The organism is Simkaniaceae bacterium (assembly GCA_021734805.1).
In the GTDB taxonomy this organism is placed as follows: domain Bacteria; phylum Chlamydiota; class Chlamydiia; order Chlamydiales; family JACRBE01; genus Amphritriteisimkania.
This window is the reverse complement of record JAIPIG010000031.1, coordinates 1-21,794: the sequence shown is the minus strand read 5'-3', so window position 1 is coordinate 21,794 and position 21,794 is coordinate 1. Positions and strand designations below refer to the sequence as shown.

Annotated in this window: 19 protein-coding genes and 1 tRNA gene; 8 read left to right on the top strand and 12 right to left on the bottom strand. The window is 41.8% G+C overall.

The genetic code is table 11. From position 1 onward, the window contains the following. The 5 genes from K9M07_06690 to leuS all read right to left on the bottom strand — a co-directional run. A partial coding sequence (locus K9M07_06690) for a helix-turn-helix domain-containing protein (GenBank protein ID MCF7852909.1) occupies positions 1-106 on the bottom strand: 106 nt, incomplete at its 3' end. 153 nt (positions 107-259) lie between these two features. Next, positions 260-1,573, bottom strand: coding sequence for an ankyrin repeat domain-containing protein (locus tag K9M07_06685; protein ID MCF7852908.1), 1,314 nt, complete (start codon positions 1,571-1,573; stop codon positions 260-262). A gap of 287 nt (positions 1,574-1,860) precedes the next feature. Next, entirely contained in the window at positions 1,861-2,538 is a 678-nt protein-coding gene (locus K9M07_06680; protein ID MCF7852907.1) for an ankyrin repeat domain-containing protein, read from the bottom strand. A gap of 450 nt (positions 2,539-2,988) precedes the next feature. Beyond that, positions 2,989-4,245, bottom strand: coding sequence for a hypothetical protein (locus tag K9M07_06675; protein ID MCF7852906.1), 1,257 nt, complete (start codon positions 4,243-4,245; stop codon positions 2,989-2,991). Positions 4,246-4,251: 6 nt separating this feature from the next. Continuing rightward, on the bottom strand, positions 4,252-6,789 hold the full coding sequence (gene leuS, locus K9M07_06670) for a leucine--tRNA ligase (GenBank protein ID MCF7852905.1): 2,538 nt from the start codon (positions 6,787-6,789) through the stop codon (positions 4,252-4,254). 252 nt (positions 6,790-7,041) lie between these two features. On the opposite strand from leuS, the gene K9M07_06665 reads away from it, so the two are divergent. The 6 genes from K9M07_06665 (at position 7,042) to recF (ending at position 12,967) form a co-directional block, all read left to right on the top strand. After that, a complete protein-coding gene (locus K9M07_06665; GenBank protein MCF7852904.1) occupies positions 7,042-8,499 on the top strand; it encodes a hypothetical protein in 1,458 nt (485 codons plus the stop codon). Between the two features lie 3 nt (positions 8,500-8,502). Then, complete coding sequence (locus tag K9M07_06660) at positions 8,503-8,655, top strand: hypothetical protein (GenBank protein MCF7852903.1); 153 nt, start codon at positions 8,503-8,505, stop codon at positions 8,653-8,655. A 165-nt stretch (positions 8,656-8,820) separates the two neighbouring features. Continuing rightward, complete coding sequence (locus K9M07_06655; protein ID MCF7852902.1) at positions 8,821-10,158, top strand: hypothetical protein; 1,338 nt, start codon at positions 8,821-8,823, stop codon at positions 10,156-10,158. A 93-nt stretch (positions 10,159-10,251) separates the two neighbouring features. Continuing rightward, a complete protein-coding gene (gene smpB / locus K9M07_06650; protein ID MCF7852901.1) occupies positions 10,252-10,710 on the top strand; it encodes an SsrA-binding protein SmpB in 459 nt (152 codons plus the stop codon). Between the two features lie 77 nt (positions 10,711-10,787). After that, the gene (gene dnaN / locus K9M07_06645; GenBank protein MCF7852900.1) at positions 10,788-11,891 is read left to right on the top strand and encodes a DNA polymerase III subunit beta; all 1,104 of its coding nucleotides are present in this window, start codon (positions 10,788-10,790) and stop codon (positions 11,889-11,891) included. Next, positions 11,888-12,967, top strand: coding sequence for a DNA replication/repair protein RecF (gene recF / locus K9M07_06640; protein ID MCF7852899.1), 1,080 nt, complete (start codon positions 11,888-11,890; stop codon positions 12,965-12,967). The genes dnaN and recF overlap by 4 nt, the downstream gene beginning before the upstream one ends. Here the strand turns inward: recF and K9M07_06635 are convergent. Beyond that, on the bottom strand, positions 12,910-14,541 hold the full coding sequence (locus K9M07_06635) for a glucose-6-phosphate isomerase (GenBank protein MCF7852898.1): 1,632 nt from the start codon (positions 14,539-14,541) through the stop codon (positions 12,910-12,912). The two genes, recF and K9M07_06635, sit on opposite strands and share 58 nt — an antisense overlap. Positions 14,542-14,698: 157 nt before the next feature. On the opposite strand from K9M07_06635, the gene K9M07_06630 reads away from it, so the two are divergent. Beyond that, a tRNA-Pro gene (locus tag K9M07_06630) sits at positions 14,699-14,773 on the top strand. A gap of 60 nt (positions 14,774-14,833) precedes the next feature. Here K9M07_06630 and K9M07_06625 read toward each other — a convergent pair. Together K9M07_06625 and K9M07_06620 are read right to left on the bottom strand one after the other, a co-directional pair. Next, positions 14,834-15,823, bottom strand: a complete 990-nt coding sequence (locus K9M07_06625; GenBank protein MCF7852897.1) for a hypothetical protein — start codon at positions 15,821-15,823, stop codon at positions 14,834-14,836. Between the two features lie 4 nt (positions 15,824-15,827). Then, entirely contained in the window at positions 15,828-16,505 is a 678-nt protein-coding gene (locus tag K9M07_06620; protein MCF7852896.1) for a tRNA (guanine(46)-N(7))-methyltransferase TrmB, read from the bottom strand. A 142-nt stretch (positions 16,506-16,647) separates the two neighbouring features. Here K9M07_06620 and K9M07_06615 point away from each other — a divergent pair, with 142 nt between their 5' ends. Next, positions 16,648-17,106, top strand: a complete 459-nt coding sequence (locus K9M07_06615) for a hypothetical protein (protein MCF7852895.1) — start codon at positions 16,648-16,650, stop codon at positions 17,104-17,106. 41 nt (positions 17,107-17,147) lie between these two features. Here the strand turns inward: K9M07_06615 and K9M07_06610 are convergent, their stop codons facing one another. From K9M07_06610 to K9M07_06595, 4 genes are all read right to left on the bottom strand, one after another. Beyond that, on the bottom strand, positions 17,148-18,569 hold the full coding sequence (locus tag K9M07_06610) for an AAA family ATPase (GenBank protein MCF7852894.1): 1,422 nt from the start codon (positions 18,567-18,569) through the stop codon (positions 17,148-17,150). Positions 18,570-18,694: 125 nt separating this feature from the next. Next, positions 18,695-20,056: a hypothetical protein gene (locus K9M07_06605; protein MCF7852893.1), complete on the bottom strand. Its 1,362-nt coding sequence runs from the start codon at positions 20,054-20,056 to the stop codon at positions 18,695-18,697. 78 nt (positions 20,057-20,134) lie between these two features. After that, positions 20,135-20,821 (bottom strand): hypothetical protein, encoded by a 687-nt coding sequence (locus K9M07_06600; GenBank protein ID MCF7852892.1) that lies wholly within the window; start codon positions 20,819-20,821, stop codon positions 20,135-20,137. A 78-nt stretch (positions 20,822-20,899) separates the two neighbouring features. Continuing rightward, entirely contained in the window at positions 20,900-21,577 is a 678-nt protein-coding gene (locus K9M07_06595; GenBank protein ID MCF7852891.1) for a hypothetical protein, read from the bottom strand. Between the last annotated feature and the right edge of the window lie 217 nt (positions 21,578-21,794).

Sequence of the window (21,794 nt, the reverse complement as noted above, 5' to 3'; positions counted from 1 at the left end):
AGCATCCAAAAGCATGTGATAGCTGTATTTTCTGCTCGTCGGTAGGATAGAATCTGTATCGATATGATCTATTTACAATTTTCATATTATCGTTGTAACACACCATTAAGTATCGTGCAAGAAGAAAAGATGGCTTATACCCCCACGCCTAAAGGCGGGGGTTTTACGCCGTCAGCGATAATATTGTATTTGTTAAGCGGCAATATTACTCGGTTAATTAACCAAAATCAAGAGTTGATTTCGGTATAAGTGGACAACCTCACGGACGGTTTCGTTTAGTACGTTGCCCTGAAGCTCCATTTGCTAATAGGAGCTCTATGACTCCTTCATGCCTATTCTTGGTAGCAAGGATCAAAGCTGTCCTTCCCCAACGATCAGCCAGATCAACTGAGGCTCCCTTTGCTAATAGGAGTGCTACGACTTCTACATGCCCATTCTCAGCAGCCCTCATCAAAGCTGTCCCTCCATCGAAATCAAGCCCATTAGCTGAGGCTCCTCTTGTTAAAAGGGGCTCTACAATTCCCATATGCCCCTTAGCAGCAGCAATCATCAAAGCTGTAATCCCCATGAAATCAGCCCCATTAGCTGAGGCTCCTCTTGCTAAAAGGATCTCTACAATTCCTACATGTCCATTAGCAGCAGCCCTCATCACAGCTATATCCCCCATGACATCAGCCCCAACTGAAGCCCCCTTTGCTAAAAGGCGCTCTACAATGCCTATATGCCCATTCTCAGCAGCAAGCATCAAAGCTGTGCTTGCCCCGGCAATCCTATTGATTGATGCTTTTCTTGCTAAAAGGAGCTCTACAACTCCTATATGCCCATTCTCAGCAGCCATTATCAAAGCTGTACTCCTCATGAAATAATCAGCCCCATTAACTGAGGCTCCTCTTGCTAAAAGGAGCTCTACAATTCCTACATGTCCATTAGCAGCAGCCCTCATCAAAGCTGTCTTTGTATATGTAACACTATCAACTAATGCTCCCTCTAATAAAAGGCGCTCTACAATGCCTATATGCCCATTCTCAGCAGCAAGCATCAAAGCCGTATTTCCCATGCCATCAGTGCTGTTGATGGGGACCCCTGATTCTAAAAGCCTTTTGACAACTAGATCATACCCTAACTCCGAAGCTTCAATTAACACCTTAGCTCCGCGCGATTCAACGATGTCGGGCGACAGTATTTTAGTAGGATCTAATAGCCACTGCTCATATTCAATTTGATATCGACGCTCTTTAATCTCACCTACTTTAATTGTTCGAACCATACCAAAAATTTTTTTGATAAATTCCTGTGCTAATTTCGCCTGCTTTACCAAAGCTATTTCATCTGATTGAAATCCATACAATTTTGCTCTTTCAATAATAAGATGGCTAATTTTGTCAGGTTTCCCTAAAAAGGGAGAATCAATAACTCCGGAAGAAGCGTCTAAAGGAGGAACTGTTTGAGAACTCATTATTTTTACCCATGCATCAATTGGTAAATAAGAGATACCGGCACGAGCAAGTGCCTGTTTATTTTCAAAGTATGCTCTAAATACAGAACTATCTGTGGGTGATGTACTAGAAACCATGATTTCCTCATCAATTGTAATTATATCGCCACAATATAACATAAAAAGCTTTACCCTAACACTAAAACAACAACTACTACACTCACATTATATAAAAAAAATTTAAATATTAAAAAAAACCTCAATGAATAGAGGAGGTTTTTGAGGATTAAGGAACACCGGCTATCACACGCCCGGACCACATGAGAGCTCCCCGCTTAAAATTTGACAGATTTAAGAAGCGCTTGCATATTATTTTTTAGCATGGGACGCTGTTTTGGTCAGCATGATACGACGCTCTATCCGGCTTAAAAAAGCTTTTTAACATCATCAGAGGTTGTATATTTTAAAGCTATGTCACCATTTTTATCACATAGGTCTATTTTAGCTCCATTATCTAAAAGAATTTTTACCATCATGGCATCATTTTCTGAACATGCCGCCATTAACGGTGTTATGCTCGCTTTATTACCTAGGTCTATTTTAGCTCCATTATCTAAAAGAGTCAGTACTGCGCCCACACGCTTATTATAAGCTGCGCGCATTAAAGATGTATTACCCTTCTTATCACGTTGATTTACTTCAGCTCCATTATCTAAAAGAAGTCTTACTATTGTGACATCGTCTTTTGAAGATGCTGCCATTAAAGCTGTACTTCCATCATCATTAAGCTTGCCCACCGCAGCCCCTTTAGTTAAAAGAAATTCCACCACGTCGTAATCGCCAGCTTCACATACATGCGTTAAAAGCGTCTTCCCTTCATAAACTCCATTAACATCCATTTTGTTCTTATCTAAATAATCTTGTATAGATAAAAAACCCCTTGATTTACAAGTCTCTATAAACCCACTAAGAGGTGAGCTAGGAGCACTAAATCCAAAGAATCTCGCAATTCCTTCAAATAAAGTAGGTTTATCTTCGGAAGCAACTTTGCGATCTTTTAGAGGATTAGTTGTTTTATCTAGATCTGGGTGTTTAAAGCACACTGACAGATCTATTTCTGATCCTGGTTCAGGCCTTGTCCAGGCCTTGTCCAGGCTTCTTCTAAAGCTCGTGATTCACCTGCGTTTCCTACTCCTTGAGCTATACCAGCATTAATAGAATGCATATATTCCCCTTAATTTATTTTAATTATAAAACTATTATAACAAATTAATTTATAAAAAAGTAAATATTTAATTTTAATAATTCAACCACAACAACTTGAGCTGGTTTTTTTGACAGCTAAAAATTCGCATGTAATTTATTGTCAGAATGTTGCGACTAATTACGAGCTTTAAAATAAGATGCTAAAAAATCCCCTCCATAAATAGGGGGTTTTTGGACGGTTAAGGAATACTGGCTATCACATTGTTAGCCCGCATTTCTCATCAATATTTTTGATAAATGGTATTATTGTTTATTTTTTGCAAAATACTTATAGACAATGGGTTACATTAATCGATTGCCTTAATCGTCTTTTGGGTTGCCCCCTTGACAGATTTAAGAAGCGCTTGCATGTTATTTTTTAGCATGGGGTGCTGTGTTGGGTCGAGATGTTTGAGCACACTTTGAGCGAGCTCTTCTTGATTGACTTGCGCAGCTGCTTGGAATTGAAGGGCGAGCCGAACAAGTTCCCTTTGAGCAGACATATAGGGACCGAAAAGAGTCGGACGACAAAAGAGAATCGGTTCTAAGATATTGTGACCGCCGATATGGGGGTTAAAGCTCCCCCCCATAATGACGAGATCGGCCATTTGATAGCATGAGTCCATAATTCCCATTTGATTGATCACAATCACAGGGTGATTCAGCCTCTCTCTAAAGCGCTCACAAGGAATGTTCATCGTGTTGAGCTCATGTATGACACGCTCAAAACGCTCGGGATGGCGAGGCGCAATGAGAAGGCGGTGGATGATGTGTTGGTCGAGGAGCGGTTTTAGTGATTGGACCAACAGGCTCTCTTCGTTTTCATGTGTTGATGCAAGTAAAATGACGTTTTCGCCATCTGCAATACCAAGCAAAGCTCTAAACTCGGTTTTTTCTTGCTCGGTCATTGTTTTTTTCTCGAGATCAAACTTAAGGTTGCCTGTGATGACCAATTGGGTGTGAGAAGAGAGAAACGGTTGCACCCTTTTGGCATAAGCCTCGCTTTGCATGCAGCAAACATCAAAGGGAGCAAAAAGCCTTTTAGAAAAGAGTTTGAGAGCCTTTAACCTCCGATAGGAACGCTCAGACATTTTGCCATTGGCCAAAATGACCTTAGCTCCGATTTTTTTACCCTCATTGAAAAAGTTAAGCCAAAACTCACTTTCCATAACAATGATCAAAGCGGGCTTAAAAGCGCGCAATAGCCGGCGCATCACCCATGAGAGATCCAGTGGAAAATAGATTTGGTGATCAACTTCGGGGATATGGCGCTTAATATGCTCTGCTGCCGTTTTTGTAGTACATGACATCAAGATGTAGCTATCCGGCCACGCTTGTTTATAATAGCGAATAAGGGGGATTGCCGCATTGCTCTCTCCAACGGAGACGGCATGCACCCAGATGAGCCGTTTTCCCAGATGGTCTTGCCCTATCTTGGGACCTAAGAGGCGGCTCTTTAGGGTTCCTCGATATTTTTGATAGCGCCTTGTTTGCCACCCCACTTTGGGTAGGAGAAGTAGCGCCCACAATATAATGAGCGCATTGTAAATCAAGCGGGTTAACACTTTTGGCTATCCTTTGACAACGATATTCATGAGCTTATCAGGAACATAAATCACCTTGACAATACTGCCCGTTAGATATTTTGCAATCCTTGGCTCGGTTTTGGCAAGTTCAAAGAGAGCGTCTTTTGACTGCCCCTTAGGGAGATCAAAACTTCCGCGCACCTTTCCATTAACCTGAACGATATATCGGAGTGAATCTTCTTGCAAAAGGGCGGGGTCATATGTCGGAAACGGTGCATAGCTCAAGCTTTTTGTTTCACCTAAAAGCTCCCAGCACTCTTCTGCCAGATGAGGGGCGAATGGCGATAAAACTTGCACTGCCATTTTAAGCGCCTCTTTAGGATAACGCTCAAGAGGGCTGAATTCATTAACAAACTCCATCATCTTCGAAATGCAGGTGTTGAAAAGCATTTGCTCCATATCTTGAGACACCCCCCGAACTAGCTTGTGGGCACATCTCATTCCTTGAGTGCTTTCTTCATCCGTCACTTTATCAGATGTGACGAGATCGAAGAAGCGATTCAAAAAACGACGGCAACCACTGACCGCATCGCTGTTCCATAGCTTTTCTTTATCAAACGGCCCCATGAACATCTCATAGAGGCGAAGCGCATCGGCTCCCACTTCATCCACAATCTGATCCGGAGTGACTCCATTAAGCTTGGATTTGGACATCTTTTCAACGAGCTCAACGAGTGGGTTGCCCTCGTGGTCATAGGCCTCCTGATCTCTGAAAACAACCGCGCTTGGCTCGATATAGCCCCCACCCTTTTTCTTATAGGCTTTGGCTGTGACAAGACCTTGATTGCGCAGCGTCTGAAAAGGCTCTTTAGTTGAAACGCAGCCGAGATCATAAAGCACCTTATGCCAAAATCGCGCATAGAGAAGATGGAGAACGGCATGCTCAACACCACCGACATACATATCAACCGGCATCCAATATTTTTCAGCTTCTTCACCCCATGCTTTTTCATGATTGTTGGGATCTAAAAAGCGCAAATAATACCAGCAAGATCCGGCCCACTGCGGCATCGTATTGGTCTCTCTCATCGCAGGCTTGCCGGTTTTGGGATCCATGATTTGAACCCACTCGGAAACTTTAGCCAGAGGGCCATGCCCGTCACCGCTTGGTTTATAGTTTGTAAGCGCCGGCGGCGTCAGAGGAAGCTCATCGAGATCGAGCACCCGTTTAGAGGCGTCTTCATAATGCAAAATAGGAAAAGGCTCGCCCCAATAACGTTGGCGAGAAAAAAGCCAGTCGCGGAGCTTAAAGTTGACCTTTTTGCGCCCCATTTTATGGCTTGTGAGGTATTCAACTACTTTATGCCGCCCTTCATCACAGCTCAGACGATCGATTGAAAGCTCATCACTTGAGCTATTCATCATCGCGCCATCTCCCGTCCAACACACTTGAGAGGCAATCACCTCTTCACGGCTCACGTCACTCTCTTTCAAATCGGGATCGATCACACACTGCATCGGAAGCCGGTAGGTGGCAGCAAAAGCAAAATCGCGCTCATCATGACCTGGAACGGCCATAACAGCTCCCGTACCATAGCCCATTAAGACATAGTCGGCGATCCAAATGGGAATTTTGCGCTGATTAAGGGGGTTGATCGCATAAGCGCCTGAGAATACCCCGGTCTTTTCTTTACTCAAATCCGTTCTTTCAAGATCGCTTTTATGCGCTGTCGCCTTCACATATTTTTCAACCTCTCCAAGCTGTTCTTTCGATGCAATTTGACAGATAAGAGGGTGCTCAGGAGAAAGAACAACATACGTTACACCAAAAAGAGTATGCGCACATGTTGTAAAACAGGTGATATGGGCATCGGCCCCTTCAATTTTAAAATCGATTTCGGCCCCTTCCGAGCGCCCGATCCAGTTGCGTTGGAGCGCTTTTAAATAGTCGGGCCAGTCGAGATCATCGAGATCTTCTAGAAGCCTTTCGGCATACGCCGTAATTTTTAAAATCCATTGCCTTAAGGGTCTTCTCTCAACGGGATACCCCCCTTCTTTAGCAAATCCATTTTCCACTTCTTCATTCGCAAGGACAGTGCCAAGCTCCGGGCAAAAGTTGACGTAGGCCTCAGCTTCATAGGCAAGCCCTTTTTCATAAAGTTTTGTGAAGATCCACTGCGTCCATTTGTAATAGGAGGGGTCGCTCGTCGCCATTTCTCGATCCCAGTCATAGCTGAAACCCAGCATCTGAAGCTGTCTTCGATACGTATCGATATTAGCTTTTGTCGTTTCCGCAGGATGGGTTCCCGTGCGAATCGCATACTGCTCTGCAGGTAATCCAAAGCTATCCCAGCCCATGGGATGCAGTACACTAAACCCTTTCTGGCGCTTATGCCGAGCTAGAATATCCGTTGCAGTGTATCCGGTGACATGTCCTACATGGAGACCGGCCCCGGAAGGATACGGGAACATGTCTAATATATAATACTTAGGCTTTGACGGATCGATCTCAGCCTTAAATGTTTTATTGTCTGCCCAATAGCGCTGCCATTTTTTTTCTAAAGTGCGGTGGTCATACTTCATCTAAACTCTCCTCATGCAAGATCGTCCAAGAGACTATCACATTTAAAAAAAGGAGGCAATTAGCCATTTATCTCGCATGAGATTCTCCAAATTTTTTAAAAAAATAATAAAAAATAATTTAATATTGCGTTTTCGGTCGATTTCGTTAAAATAAAAATTTAATTTTAAACTAAAATGCCAGCCATTTTGGTAGAATATAAACTTAAAATTTGTTAAGCTTTTATGTAGTTCTTAAATGAAAATGGAAGTCTCATGATTGATCAACCACTGTCCCAACATCGTAAAAATAGAGTGAACCTCAAAGATTACGACTATGAAAAGGACATACAAAACAGATTGGTCATCAATCATCTCAATGTTCAAGATTTATCTGTTTTAGAAGAAATCTTATACAACTCTATTCAATTCCTCATCGAAGATTTGGAAGAGAGCCTGGAGCTCAACTCTCAGAACGTTATGGAGTCGATTCAAAAACTACTCCCCACCGAACTATTCACAATTAATGGGGATGAGATTACTGTCAATAAAGAGGTGCGCAAGTACTTTGAATCCCAACTGGTTCGATTTGAGGATGACTTCACACCCGGACTTGACTTTGTCCAATCTCTTTTAAAGAGCATCCCGATCCACATTCTTCCTAATTGGTATCAGGTCCCCAAAACATCGAACAACATTTTTCATTCTCTTGTTGAAAGATACTTCCTTACACCTCAATTGTTTGAACGCTATCTCCTCGATCTTGAGATTGATGATCATATTTTAAGATCAATGATTGACACTGTCTTTTCTTCACCACAGCTCCAACTTCCCGCCCATGAATTAATCGCTCGGCTCAACCTCACAGAACAGCAATTTCAAGAGTATATGCTTGTTTTAGAGTTCAGCTTTGTCTTGTTTACGAAATTTGAAAAGGTGGGATCGGAATATGTGCAAATCGTTCTCCCGTTTCACGAGTGGAGAGAATATGCTCTTTTTGTCCGCAGCACAACACCTTGCCCCATTAAAAATAATGAAGAGGTTCAACCCTACCGAATGGGCGAATATGCCTTTTCCGATGACATGGCTTACGTACTTGAGCTTAGCCGGCAATCCCCTCTTCCCTTAGTTTATGACCACAACGATTCTCGCTGGAATATCAATCCCCAACAAAGAGAGCTTCTTGCTGAGAAATTAGGTGAATTTGGGCTCAAAACACGAGAAGAATTAGAAGTGTTTGATAGCTACACCTGCAATCTGATTCAAAAACTGCTCACGCTTCAACTTGCAGAAGTTGATAATTTCCATCTTAAACCGACAAAGGCAGCCGGGGAATGGATTCGACTCAACCCCGAAAAAAGAGCTTTTTTCACTTACAAACATCCCATGAATCGCATTGACAATGACCGCTTCAGCTCGCATCTCAATACGGAGCGCAATATCAGAGAGATTGAGAAAAGTATTTCTCGCATTGTCGATTCAGGCTGGATCTACTTTAACGACTTTATGAAGGGACTTGTCATCCCCCTTAGCGAAGAGAGCAGAATTGAATTGCGCAAAACCGGTAAGGCTTGGAAATACAACACGCCCGATTATACGGAAGAAGAGCGCTCTTTCATCTCTATGACCATTTTAGAATGGCTTTTCGAATCGGGCATTATTTGTACCGGAATGCATAACGATCAAATTTGTTTTTGCACTACACAACTTGGAAAATCACTCTTTGGAGCGTAAACAATGACCCTTAAAGCTTTACTTGAATCAACACGACTCTACTGCTTAGATCAAGAGGCAATCACCTCCTCTATGCAAGCCAAGGCCCTCGAGGAAATGCATGAAGATAAAGTCACGGCCATCGCTCAGCAAATCTTAAAAACCCAGCTGCCTTAATACTCAAGATTCTCATTACAAGACAGATAGGGAAATCTATCTATCTTAGCGTAACTCGCTATTATTCAACATCTTATAGCCAAAACCTATCCCGCAATTAACCATATAATAATTTTTGTAAATATGCTATAATTAGTTATAGGGTAATTAAGGTTATTTAATATCATGACCAAATTAGGCGTATTTAATTCAAACTTGCTTTGGGCAACTACGGTTGGCGCATACCAAGAGGCGAGCCATTTAAGCAAAAGATCTCGCTTCGAACACATCCAGCTCAAACAAGCACATTATATGCGATTTGTGGGCTTTATTTTAAGAATTCCAATCATTGGACAAATCGCTGCACTCATTATTCGAAACGCGTTTAAGCCTGAAGTTTTTTACGGTACGTCAGCCCCACATCAAATTAAAGCACAGTTTGGCTCATTCAGCCTCTTGGAAACAACAAAAGTCAAATCCATTGGCTCCGCATATTTTATAGAAAAAAAGAACCAATATGTGAGAAACGCTGATGTTCTTCCGGAAGAATTCAAAACAACAATTCCTTGTATTTCAGGAGAAATTCAAAGCACTATCGATGCTAAAAAAACAACAACAAAAACATTTGTCATTGATGGCCACGATTCCGTTTATATTCCTACAACAACATCGATACAGCTTATTGCAGCTCATTATAAAACCAAGTATGGGATTGAAATTTTTATTTGCGATAATACAGATAATTTACCACGTCTTCTTACAGAAAAATCTCAAGAAGCAAAAACTTTTGGTATCATCATGGCGACAGATCCTCATCTCCATGTCACTCCAATTCTTTGTCGTAAATCTTCCGCAATAGAGGAGCCTATTGAAATCGCGCTAATGGATTCAGTCGCAAATAATGCTGGTCTGATTGACGATAGTCATGGACTGCAGTTTATCCGAAAACTTACTGAAACTGAGCTTGACTATCGCCTTATGTCCTCTTTTGGCGCGCGCCAAGTCGATGAATTTTCATGCCGCGTCGATGCACTCACCTTATTAAAGAGAGCATTGATTGATCTTAAAGGACGTGAGGGAACTAAACTTTCTGACTATTTAAAAATCAATAATGAAAAAGAATCTAAAGAACTCGGATGGCAGCAATTTGCATCGAATGAACTCACTCCAAAAAGCTTAGCATCTCCCGATCGCAGTCAATACGTTCCCTATCAATTTTTTAAAGTTCCGGAAACTTGGGCAGTTGGTCGCCAATATGCAGATGGAGTCGGCTTTAGAGATGATGCGCACTCAACCGTCGTTCATAAAAAGGAAACTTTAGATGCATTCCAAAGACGTTATTATAAAACAATTGATGTTGTAACCCATTTTCAATTCTCTTCGAGCCCATCATATGGAACTACAGAAAAGCCCCCTCAATATGACATTCAAGTTGTCACTCAAAAGGAATTTAACACCTACTGGGCACAAAAATCTCATAAATATGTGGACCTTGTTTCTAAAATTATTGCTGAAAAAGAGTGATCTAATAAGCTCGACTATGTGGGGCTCACTCTCTTTTCTTGAGTAAATATAAAATCCAACTTATACTGATTAATCCTAAGCATCAACGGCATTATGACAAAGAATAGCAATGAGCTTGTAAGCAACCGAAAAGCTCGCCACAATTATGAGATTATTGAGACTCTCGAAGCGGGTATCGTCCTCATGGGGACTGAAATCAAATCGCTCCGTCATCATGGCGGCAGCCTGGATGAATCCTATGTAACGATTTCATCCGGTGCGGCCCATCTTAAAAATGCTTTTATCGCACAATACACCTTTGGTAATATCCACAATCATGAAGAAAAGCGCGAGCGGAAGCTATTGCTGCATAAACGCGAGCTTTTAAAGCTCAAGCAAGCTATCGATCAAAAAGGAATGGCGCTTATTCCTCTTTCTATTCACCTGAAAAGAGGAAAAGCAAAGGTTTTAATTGCCTTGGCAAAAGGAAAAAAGACCTATGACAAACGCGAATCAATGAAAAAAGAGCAAATTGCAAAAGACATTCGCAAAGCCATTCGCGAACATTCATAAAAAAACAATTCTACTTGACACCATCCACTTCAATACAATAATGTAGTGGCATTATTCACCTTTCAAATAGAGCTATTATGAAGCTAGTCATTTCGCGTAGTGAACTTGTATCTCTTATAGGAAAAATTCAAAACGTTGTTCCTTCAAAACCTGCTATTCCGATTTTGTCCAATATCTTGATCGAGGCGCAAGATGGGCAGTTAATCATGAGCGCAACTGACCTTACGGTTAGTATGAAGGCCTATACGGATGCCAAGATTCTCAAAGAAGGATCGATTGCCCTCCCTGCAAGACGTTTCTTCCAGTTAACACGCGAACTCACTTCTCCACAAATTAAGCTCGAATGCGATGCACATGGCATCGCAACGATTATTTCAGGCACATCTGAGTTCAAACTCAATGGCATGAATAAATCGGAATTCCCCTCCCTGCCCGATCTGGCGGCGGCAACCACATTTTCCATTCAAAGCGATTTGCTAAAAGATATGCTCTATCGCACATCGTTTGCGGCGGCACGTGACGATAGTCGGCAGGTGCTCAATGGTATTTATACTGAAATCCAAGACAATACGCTCACGTTTGTTGGAACGGACGGAAAAAGACTTGCTAAAATCCACGAGTCGATTGACTTTCCTTCTTCCAAAAAATTACACTTTATTATGCCCTTGAAGGCTGTCGAGGAAATGACACGTATTTTAGACGGAAGTGAACAAGCAAAGTTCTCTATCATGAGTGATAAAATTGCCCTTGAAGTGGGTTCTATTTGCTTGATTACAAAGCTCTTATCGGGCCAATACCCCGATGTGGATCGCGTGATTCCCACCCAAGCATCGATGAAATCCATTACACTCCACAAAGAAGAGCTCACCACCCTTCTCAAACAAGTCTCTTTATTCACTTCTGAAATGAACTACTCCGTGAGATTTTCTTTCCAAGACGGACAACTGCGTATGCAGGCCGTAAGTAATGACATCGGAGAAGGAAAGGTTAACATGCCTGTCGATTATCACGAAGATCGACTCGATATCGCATTTAACCCTTATTTTTTCATTGATATCCTGAAGCATTGCAAAGATGAAACAACCACGTTCGGACTGACCGATTCCTATAATCCCGGAATGATCACCGACTCTTCTTCTGCACAATATGTGATCATGCCAATGCGATTGACAAATGAATGATCAGAATTAAAACCCTTTTTTTGCAAAATTTTAGAAATTATGCAAGAACGCTTGTCGAATTCGGTCCTCATGTTAACTACCTCCAAGGCAAAAACGGACAGGGTAAGACAAACCTACTCGAAGCGATCTATTTCATCAGTACGGGCCGCTCCTTTCGTACAGACAAGCTCTGTGAACTCATCCGCGATGGCTCCCGCTTTTTTCATATCGAAGTGATATTTGAAAAACAGGGTATCGACCACCATCTCAAGTTACATTTTGACGGGCAAAAAAAAAGCGTTGAGATCAATGAAACTAAATCATCCAATTTTTCAGTCCTATTGGGATTGATTCCTTCAGTGATTGCATCTCCCTCTGATATTGATCTGATTATGGGCTCTCCTCAAACTAGACGCCGCTATCTGAACTTACACATTGCGCAAAGCGATCCCGTTTATGTCTATCACCTCTCGCGCTATAATAAGGCTTTAAAACAACGCAATGCCCTCCTCAAAATCAAGCAACTCAAAACAATGGATATCTGGGAAGAGCAAATGGCTCAATCTGCCGCTTATTTAGTTGATAGGCGCATCCGATCTCTTAAAAAACTCTCTCAATATGCCCATGACATTCTACAAGATTTAAGCCATGATGATGAAACTTTAGAGATGAAGTATCAATCTTCCACTCCCATTAAAGATAAAGTTGAACTCAAAAGCGCCTTTATAAAGCAGCTAAGCCAACAAAGAGCGCGAGAGCTTCAATATGGAATAACGTTAAGTGGTCCCCATCGAGATGATGTCGATATTAGGCATAATGACAAGGTCGCCAAAGCCTATTCAAGTGAAGGACAAAAAAGGTCGATTCTCTCCTCTTTTCGCTTAGCTGAATGCATCCATTTACAAGAAGTGCATGCGCAACAGCCGATTTTTGGAATTGATGATTTTGGCAATCATCTCGATGAAACGCGCATCGATCTTCTCAAAAATCGGCTGGAAAAAACAGGACAAATCTTTTTATCAACACCGGAGCTCACACCTCATGCAGAGGATAGTTTTCTCATAGAGGGTGGCTCACTCTTAAAATTTTCGATTTGATCCAAGTAAGCTTGTCCGAGTGGAAAATCACTTTTTACCGACTTCTCACCCCTATCCTGTTTCCTCATCAAATCAATCAGTTGATTAGCGAGTACTTTTCCAAGCTGAACCCCTTCCTGGTCAAACGAGTTGATTCCCCAAATAAATCCTTGGAAGGCAATTTTATTCTCAAAGTATGAGAGAAGCGCTCCAATCGTATAGGGGTCACATTCGGCCGCAAACAAGATGCGATTGGGGCGATTCCCCTCAAACTCCTTATTGGGATTATGTGGGCTTTTTTTCCCTTGAGCTAAGCCAATGGATTGAGCAAACAGGTTCGCGAGCAATTTTTCCTGACTCGTCGTCCCTTCCACATTAACGTCGACATGATATTGAGAATTGCGAAATCCAATAAACTCAATAGGAACAACTGTTGTTCCTTGATGGATGAGCTGATAAAAAGAATGCTGTCCATTAGTTCCCGGCTCACCCCAAATAATGGGGCCTGTTTCGTGATCGACGTGAGAGCCGTCTTGATGGATATGTTTTCCATTCGATTCCATATCGCATTGTTGCAAATGCGCCGGAAAACGAATCATCGCGTTTGAATAGGGAATAATGGCGAGCGTAGGTAGGTTGAGGAAATTGCGGTTCCAAATCCCGAGAAGGGCGCCCAAAAGCGGCAAATTAGCCTTGGGATTGGGATTAAGCGCTTGCTTATCCATCTCAGAGGCCCCTCTTAAAAACTCCATGTAATGCTCGATGCCAAGGGCTAGAGCAAGCGTCACGCCCCCCACCATTGACGTCACAGAGTAGCGTCCTCCAATATAATCCCAAATATAAAAACTTGCGCGGTAGCGATCAGGGTTATCCATAGGACTCCCCTTTCCCGTGACGGCAACGAGATGTTTCTTAGGATCGAGTCCTTTTTCTTTAAACTTCTCAATAAAGAATTCCTCATTGGTTCGCGTCTCAAGGGTCGATCCCGACTTGGAAACAACAACAACTAGTGTCTTTTCAAGTTCGATTTCACGCAAAATGACGGCAGCATCATCGGGATCAACATTTGAGAGGAAGAAAATCTTGCGACGACCGTCTTCAAATGCCTTAAGCGAGAGGTAAATGGCTCTAGGACCGAGATCGGATCCTCCTATTCCCACTTGAACGACATAACGAATGCGATTTTCGCTATCGATTTCCTTACAAAAATTCTTTAGCTTTTGAACTTCTTCCCAGGCGAGTAGAGAAGCTTCTCTCGCTGCGGGAGATGAGTTTTTATCGTTAAAAAAGTCCCTCATAGCAGTATGAAGAACCATTCGATTTTCCGATTCATAACCTTCAACCTTATTAATCACCCCCCCTGACTGCATCTTTTGCATTTTTTTTAGCGCATCGGCTTCTTCAGATAATTGAATTAACAGATCGATCACTTCGTCGGTGACTCGCTCAGTCCCATAAAACATTTTGAGATTGAGACTCGTTGCCACCATATGATTAACCCTCTCGGGCGTTAATGCACCCGGCAGAGTCAAATCAAATGGCTTCTTTGCCAGAGACTGAAGTTTTTTATATGCCTTATATTTCGTAAAACTCATCCTAGACAATCCTCCATGAGGAGTATTAGACCCTCTATAATTTTCTTATGACACAGAATAATGCGATTGTACAGTGAAAATCACCCATCGTCTACACTTTTATTGCTCAGACTATTGTATAAAAAGGGGTTAGTATGTAGAATCTCATCAACATTTGCGGGGCATAGCGCAGTTTGGCTAGCGCGACTGCTTTGGGAGCAGTAGGTCGGGGGTTCAAATCCCTCTGCCCCGAATCCATTCCCAAAAAAATGGCTAAGTTTTCTAACCTTAGCCACTTCAGTGGCCGGTTTACCTAAAACCAATGATCAAATGAGACTTCTTCTTCAAGACCTAATGGCTGCCCGACATAGATAATCCGTCCCCCGGAGATAGCAAACCCTAAACACTGGCGCACGCCCACTTGTGGATCAAGGGCTTCAGGCAAGACAATCAACGCATCAAGACCAAACCAACTCTCCGTCAACTGGCTCTCCGGTATCACAAGAAAATCATACCCTCGACTTTTAAGCTTAGAAAATACGGCATCAAGCTCTCTTTGGATAGAAACATTGATCCTCCCCTCCTCGGGAAGACAAACCGCTAGGGTCGGATCAAACAAACGGGGTCTTTCTGCATCGATTGAAGCACCCCTTACCTCACCTCTCTCCCACAAAAATCCAAATAACGGGATCTTGGCCCCTTGAAGGCCCAGCTCAATATGCGCAAAGCGCTCCTTTGAAAAAAGAGTTGCTTGTTCCAATGAAGAATCGACACCGGAAACATCAAAAAGGGCAACTGCCATCAACTCTTCAGGAAGCATGGCCCCCAAACGGTGCAATTCATGGGCAATAATATTGAAATAACGGGAGCGTTTAGAAAAGAGAGTATCCTCACCCGGTTCATATTCAGACACTTGATCTAGATCAGCGGGATTGGCCGTTCCCTTTGCTAAAATCATTCCAAAACTCGATGTTTGAAAATGAGGCCACACAGATTGATTAAACTCATTGATCGCAATCTGAAAACTCGACCCTTTCAATGGATCAAAACAACTCTTTAGATCTAAAGGACCAAAGTCGAGATCCCATAAAATCAGGCGCCCCTGATCGGCATGATGGCGTGCCCGGTTTATCGCCTCATTCCACTGCAGCAAAGAATCGACCCCTGCTTCGAGCCGTATCACAACTCCATCCCATTTTTCCGGATTGGAGTCATCTATTTGAGTCGTAAATGAAGGGACAAAGGCCTCACCTTGCTTTGTATAGTGAGTCAGCGTCTTCTCAAAGAGAAATTGATCTAACATAGTATTATCCAATGATCTTTTTAAATTTCATAAAGCGAATAAAGCACCCCATCCCCTCCCAAAGGCGATTAAAGTAGGAGGAGCCGTATTCGGGATCTTTTTCCGTGTAATAGGGGTGGGGATATTGAGATTCAAAGTCACCCCTCATCTCGCCGATCACTTGCAGGCTATATTCGGGATGATCCGTAACAATCGTCACATCCCGATTAGGCTTTAGGGTTCGCTTCATTTGAGAAACAAACTCCCTTTGAATCAAACGATGTTTTGCATGCTTTTCTTTTGGCCATGGATCGGGAAAGTTAATAAAAATAGCATCAATACTAGCTTCTTTGAGGTAATAACGGATAAACTCATTTGCATCCCCGCATACAATGATCAGATTAGATAGACCTCTTTGCTGCATCTTTGAGAAAATTTTGCGCACGCGCTTAAACTTCATCTCAACGGCAACCCAATTGATCATTGGATTAGAGGCTGCCTTTTCAATAATCCACTCCCCATTTCCGCTGCAGTATTCGATATAGACCGGATTTTCATTTCCAAATAGATCCGCGCTTGAAAAGGGGGGCATTTCAAAAGCATCATGCTCAAAATAATAATCGGGGATAAAGAGGACGCGATGAGAAACAGCCGGCCGTCTCTCTTCCCAAGAATGGGGATAATTTAACTTTTCTCTTTTCATAAACTGAATGATTGATTTTTCCTATTGGAAAAAAGTATAACACGCTAAAGAAATTCCCACCATACCCAACTTGTATACGTAATTTTCTATTCAACAACACATCGATCTGAAATAATGCCAAATGCAAAACAATGGGTCCTATATGACAACTTTAGATATGAATTTCATTAAAACCGGTCAGTTTATCGCTTTTGCAAGTGGCGCCACAGCAACAGCGCTTTTAACGCGCTCGGAAGATCCGGTGTCAAAAAAAATTTTTAATCTTATTAGTTTGGCATTTTTATCCCTCTCGCGACACTGCATCGAAGCATCGATCAACTCTAAAAATTGGACGCTTTTCGATTTTCGCCTGGAGCTTTCAGGAAGAGTTTCTCAAGCAGCGCTCTTAGCTTCCTTTGTTTTTTTAAAGTTTGGAGCTATAAACACAAGATCTTTAATCGCCCTATCGACGCTCTCCCTATTAGGTTTGAAGCATTTTTTAGGCCCAAAACTAAATATGACAACCTACACCTTCTCTATTTTGTCCGGAACCATTTTTGGCACCATCGTGCACGCCATCACCTATAAAAAAGCCACAGAGAATATAAACCCCTCTCCTTAAATAAGTAAGGTTTTTTAAAAAGCCATCTATTTTCTAAGCCTTTACGAGTGCAGAAGATCATTAAAGTCGATAATAGAGGAAAAGAAGTCACTTTCTTTAACGTATTCATCAACGCCGTTTACGTGGATTAAAACAGGTCTTATGGACATATTTTTAGGAAGAGCTAAGCTTTTAATTTTTAGTTTAACTTCATCAATAATGCTTTTTGTAATTTCCTGAGCGTTAAATTTGATTTCGCATAGATAACAGGTTCCGAATTTTGTTTGGATCATGTAATCAATTTGGCATCCTTGTCGATCATTCGCTTTACGCTGAAAAAATGGATTGTCATTCACGATTTCAAAAGGATCGATACCAAGGATTTTTTGTACTACTTTTCGATTGCTAAGGACAAGATTTTCAAACTGCAATCCCATTGCCGATTGCCATTGAGGCAGTAGTTTCAGCCCTTGTTTTTCAATTTTCTTTTTGTTCGGCTCAATATATTTGAGATAGAATCTCAGATAATTATCTTTGAGTCGATAATGGCTTAATTTCGAATCTAGACCCGTCTTAAGATGCCAGGTAAAATCGCGAGAAACAAACCCTGCCGTAACAAGATCTTCCATATATTCAGAAACCAGACTGTTTTTTTCAACCTTTAAAGCCGTGTAAATACCTTTAAGCTCACAAGGTCCCTCAGCAAGTCTTTCAACAATGGTTTTGTAAGTAGAGCTTCTGGAGGAAAATAAATCTGAAAAAATTCGTTCAAACTCACTAAAGAGAAAACCTTCTTTTCGAAAACATAATCTTTGGATATTTGTCTCAGCACTTTGATTTGGCAAAATTTCTTCAAGATATCGCGGAACACCCCCCATTACGGAAAGCACCTTAAGTTTATCAAAGGCTGATACCCTATCTTGCTCGGCATTCCAAAATTCATTACACTCATGTAAGGGAAGTTCTTCCAAGACAATGTCTAAAGAGATTCTTCCCATAAACCCCGTACTACTGAGGATGTTTTCTTCAATCCAACTTGAAATTGATCCACATAAAATTAGAACTAACTGAGGGTTATTTTTGAAGTAGAGATCCCAAGCAGTTTTGAGTTTTCCAAGAAACGTGGGGTCCTTTGAACCCATCCAGCTAATTTCATCTAAAACAATAACTATTTTTTCTTTTTGAGCCTGTTGTGCTAAATGCCAAAACAGATCACCCCAGTCATCAGCTCTTGGAAGAGGAATTTTCATTTCACGTTGTAGTTGACGAGCAAATTCTTCCTTTTGGTCGGCGGCCGTAATGCCACTTGTCGGTGGAAGTCCGGAAAAAACATAGTGAGGGGTTTTCCGGGCAAATTCCTGTGCTAGACGACTCTTTCCGATGCGGCGTCTTCCCCGGATGACCACAAGACTAGCTGACTTCTTCCTAAAGAGTTCGCCGAGCATCTGAAGCTCTCTTTTCCGACCTATAAATGAATGTTGCATTTTGAATGCCTTATTTGGTGATGAATTTATATTGCCATTTTTACGTCACGAAATCAATAAAATACGATTTGGTGACTGACAAGAAGCTGTGTTATTTGTGAAAAAATAAGGGTTATGCGTGCTGTTCAAGTGATAGGAGCATACAACTTATCTAAACTCTCTCTGAGAGCAATGGGATGATAAATCGTGAGATTCCACGGATATAGAAAAATATCTTTCAGGTGATAGTCAGATCGCTTCACCCTCACGTGTGAGCTAATGCTCATCACTCGAATGATTAAACAACCAATGACCATGGGAATATAAACGGGTGGAAAAAAGTAACACGCTTTCTGTAACCATTTGGGGCATTTTTCCAGAACATCTTTCGTGCATTTAAAGATCGCTTTCTGCACTTTTCCAGGAAAAAAAGCTCGAAGTACATATGTCAACAAAAACAATTCAGAGTCGACTTGGATATTGAGCGCTTTCTTTAACATCTTCTGCACATAGTGCGCGCAATTTTGTTTCAGAACGGTAAAAACAGGGTCTTTTTCTTTTTTATCATCAGAGAGCATTTTATAGAGGCGATTAAACTCCTCCTCGCTCACTTTAATTTGAACCCGTTTTAGGTTACGACTTGCTTGAGAATAGTAGGAAAAAAAATCAGGTGAGATAAAGCGGCCCGACTTAGGGCCAAATAACGTTAGGTAATCTTTTGCTGAGAATTTTTTGCCTGCTCCGAACTTTCCCATGCTATAGACATATCCCTTGGGATCTTTTAATAGAATGTGACAATGATCGCCGATTCCCATCGTTGGTTTTTCACCACTGCTATTTTTAAGCATCGTCCAAATTTCAACGACATAGCTCTCCCCCCACTCCTTGGGATCGCGTTTATCATAAGCAATCAACTCCTCATTTTCATGGGGATGGCATTGTGTGATGCCTTTATACGTCAAAATATAGTCATCGATCAGCTTATAGAGGTGATCCGTTTTAAAAAGAAGCTCATCGAAATAGTAAAATGTATAACCGACCGTCTTTCCAAATTTGCCGGATATTGGAATGATCGTCATTGCATTCCAAGGTATAGGCAACTTCCCTCTATTTTCAGTATCAATCGCAATTAAAGGGGTGTTGTCGCTATCGACCTCAATTTGGATTTTTAGAGTTTGAAACTTGTGATGGAGTGCATTGATTTCGATAAACTGAGTGAGAGAGGCATACGTGGGATTGAGAAGTACAAAATAGGGTACTTTCCCACCTAATTTTGCACTGACGGTTTTGTAATAGACTTCGCGAATGAGCGGATGTTCGGGTTTTTGCTTTAAATGATGCCTTGCCCACGTAAATAGGACCTCGATTTCCAACATGATTTCATGATAGAGGGCTTCGCCAATGTTTGAATAGTCTAAAGAACTAAGCCTCAATAGAATAGCATCCACCCTTAATTGCACCGCAATCAAGTCTGACGTTTTAATCTTCTGTAGAGACAGTTTATTCACAATTCTTCCTCTTTACTAAAGAAGAATTATAGCACTAAACTAAATACAAGAACATAATAATATTAATTTTATATTAAGCTAGTCTTCTGACATAAATTCCTTAGCCTTAGCAATGACCTTCGGATGGTAGGTGATCCAGCTATGCCCCGCCTTCACCTCAAATCGCTCATGCTCTCTTTTCAAATACGTCTCCTCGACTAAAACCTTTCCGTCGTGGGGCCCATTAAGCATAGGATTTACACCTAAAGTGCCTGCAATGACCAAAACAGGCATACTCATTGGAAATTCACCAAAATGATCAAATCCGTCTCTTTGGGTCTGAATCAACTGGGCACCGGCTTTCTCCCCCAGCCACTGCTTGACGAGCCCGATTTTGCCTAAGCGCCGTGCCAGTTCTGAGCCTCGGTTAGGTGGGGCAATTAAAATAGCTTTCCCCTCATGCACTTCATTAGGGCACCTTGGGTGATTCACAACAACTCTGGCAATAATCCCCCCAAGAGAATGGGTGATCAATGAAATCTTATCTCCCGGATGCCGACAGGCTAGATCCTCGAGATAATCAACAAGCTCTTCTGCGTGCTCTTCAATTGTTTTATCCTTAGAATGGTAATGCCAATTAATGACATCATATCCCTCTCTTTTCAAAGAAATCTCAAGGGCCTTCATGCACTCTTTATTTCGCATAAACCCATGGATACAAATAACATGCTCACTCGCAAACATTGAACTCACCAAAAATAACGTCATTAAAAAATATTTTGTCATACACAACCTGAATAGATATCGATTCGATCCTCTGATAGAGAGGTTAAAAAATTACGAGTAAAAAGTCGAGTAAGCGCTTTAAAAAAACTGAGTCGCGAGATTGACGACCTCTTTCCTAGAGAGCACTGCATCGTGATTTGCTTCAATAACGATGTGATCATGGCTTGTAGAGAGGTAGGTCTCTTCAACTTTAATCAGACCGTCATTGGGCTTTTTGATGAGTGGGTTAATCCTTGATTGTCCGGCAATGACAAGAATCTTCATCGAGCTTGGAAACTCCCCTAAATCATTAAACTGATGTCGATCTGAATTTAGGAGCTCTCTGCCGGAAGCCCGGCCTAAACTGAGAGGCATCAAGGGAGTTTTTCGGGCAAATGAGGCAAAGTCACACCCTCGATTTGGCGGCGCAATGAGAAGCGCTCGGCCCTTTTTAGCTTCTTTGGGGCACATAGGATGGTTAAGCGCGGCACGAATGACAAGAGCCCCCATCGAATGCGTAACAAAACTAATGGATTTCCCCGGATTTTGACTTGCTATTTGATGCAGATACGCAAGTAAATCTTCAGAGTGCTCCTGAATATTTTTTTCTCTAGAAGAATAACCCCAAATGCGCACCCAATGCCCCTTTTTCTCAAGCCCTTTAGCAATAGGCAACATCTTAGAGCGCCACCCTAAAAAACCATGAAGGCAAATGACTTGCTCAATAGGCGATTTTTCAAAGAATTTAAGACTACTGTAAAACAAATTATTCTTCATAATTAGAGCATTATAACAAACACAAAGATATAATGAAAAATTTAAAACATTGTTTTTACAATCAAGTTTAATGCCTATTTATACCGGAAGTGATTCAAGAGTTGGAATTTTTAGAAGCCGGCGCACCGATGGTCGATCGGGCCGAAGGCCCTTTACCGAACCGACGCGCTATTGACAATAGGCAGAGGTGAGGTAAATCGATCAAGCGGGGATGCCG

Bases quoted from the DNA above. Each gene is read 5' to 3' on its own strand.
- K9M07_06595 (MCF7852891.1), bottom strand. From the start codon at position 21,577: ATGAAGAATAATTTGTTTTACAGTAGTCTTAAATTCTTTGAAAAATCG.
- leuS (MCF7852905.1), bottom strand. From the start codon at position 6,789: ATGAAGTATGACCACCGCACTTTAGAAAAAAAATGGCAGCGCTATTGG.
- smpB (MCF7852901.1), top strand. From the start codon at position 10,252: ATGACAAAGAATAGCAATGAGCTTGTAAGCAACCGAAAAGCTCGCCAC.
- K9M07_06600 (MCF7852892.1), bottom strand. From the start codon at position 20,821: ATGACAAAATATTTTTTAATGACGTTATTTTTGGTGAGTTCAATGTTT.
- dnaN (MCF7852900.1), top strand. From the start codon at position 10,788: ATGAAGCTAGTCATTTCGCGTAGTGAACTTGTATCTCTTATAGGAAAA.
- K9M07_06665 (MCF7852904.1), top strand. From the start codon at position 7,042: ATGATTGATCAACCACTGTCCCAACATCGTAAAAATAGAGTGAACCTC.
- K9M07_06610 (MCF7852894.1), bottom strand. From the start codon at position 18,569: ATGCAACATTCATTTATAGGTCGGAAAAGAGAGCTTCAGATGCTCGGC.
- K9M07_06620 (MCF7852896.1), bottom strand. From the start codon at position 16,505: ATGAAAAGAGAAAAGTTAAATTATCCCCATTCTTGGGAAGAGAGACGG.
- K9M07_06635 (MCF7852898.1), bottom strand. From the start codon at position 14,541: ATGAGTTTTACGAAATATAAGGCATATAAAAAACTTCAGTCTCTGGCA.
- K9M07_06660 (MCF7852903.1), top strand. From the start codon at position 8,503: ATGACCCTTAAAGCTTTACTTGAATCAACACGACTCTACTGCTTAGAT.
- K9M07_06615 (MCF7852895.1), top strand. From the start codon at position 16,648: ATGACAACTTTAGATATGAATTTCATTAAAACCGGTCAGTTTATCGCT.
- K9M07_06625 (MCF7852897.1), bottom strand. From the start codon at position 15,823: ATGTTAGATCAATTTCTCTTTGAGAAGACGCTGACTCACTATACAAAG.
- K9M07_06685 (MCF7852908.1), bottom strand. From the start codon at position 1,573: ATGGTTTCTAGTACATCACCCACAGATAGTTCTGTATTTAGAGCATAC.
- recF (MCF7852899.1), top strand. From the start codon at position 11,888: ATGATCAGAATTAAAACCCTTTTTTTGCAAAATTTTAGAAATTATGCA.
- K9M07_06655 (MCF7852902.1), top strand. From the start codon at position 8,821: ATGACCAAATTAGGCGTATTTAATTCAAACTTGCTTTGGGCAACTACG.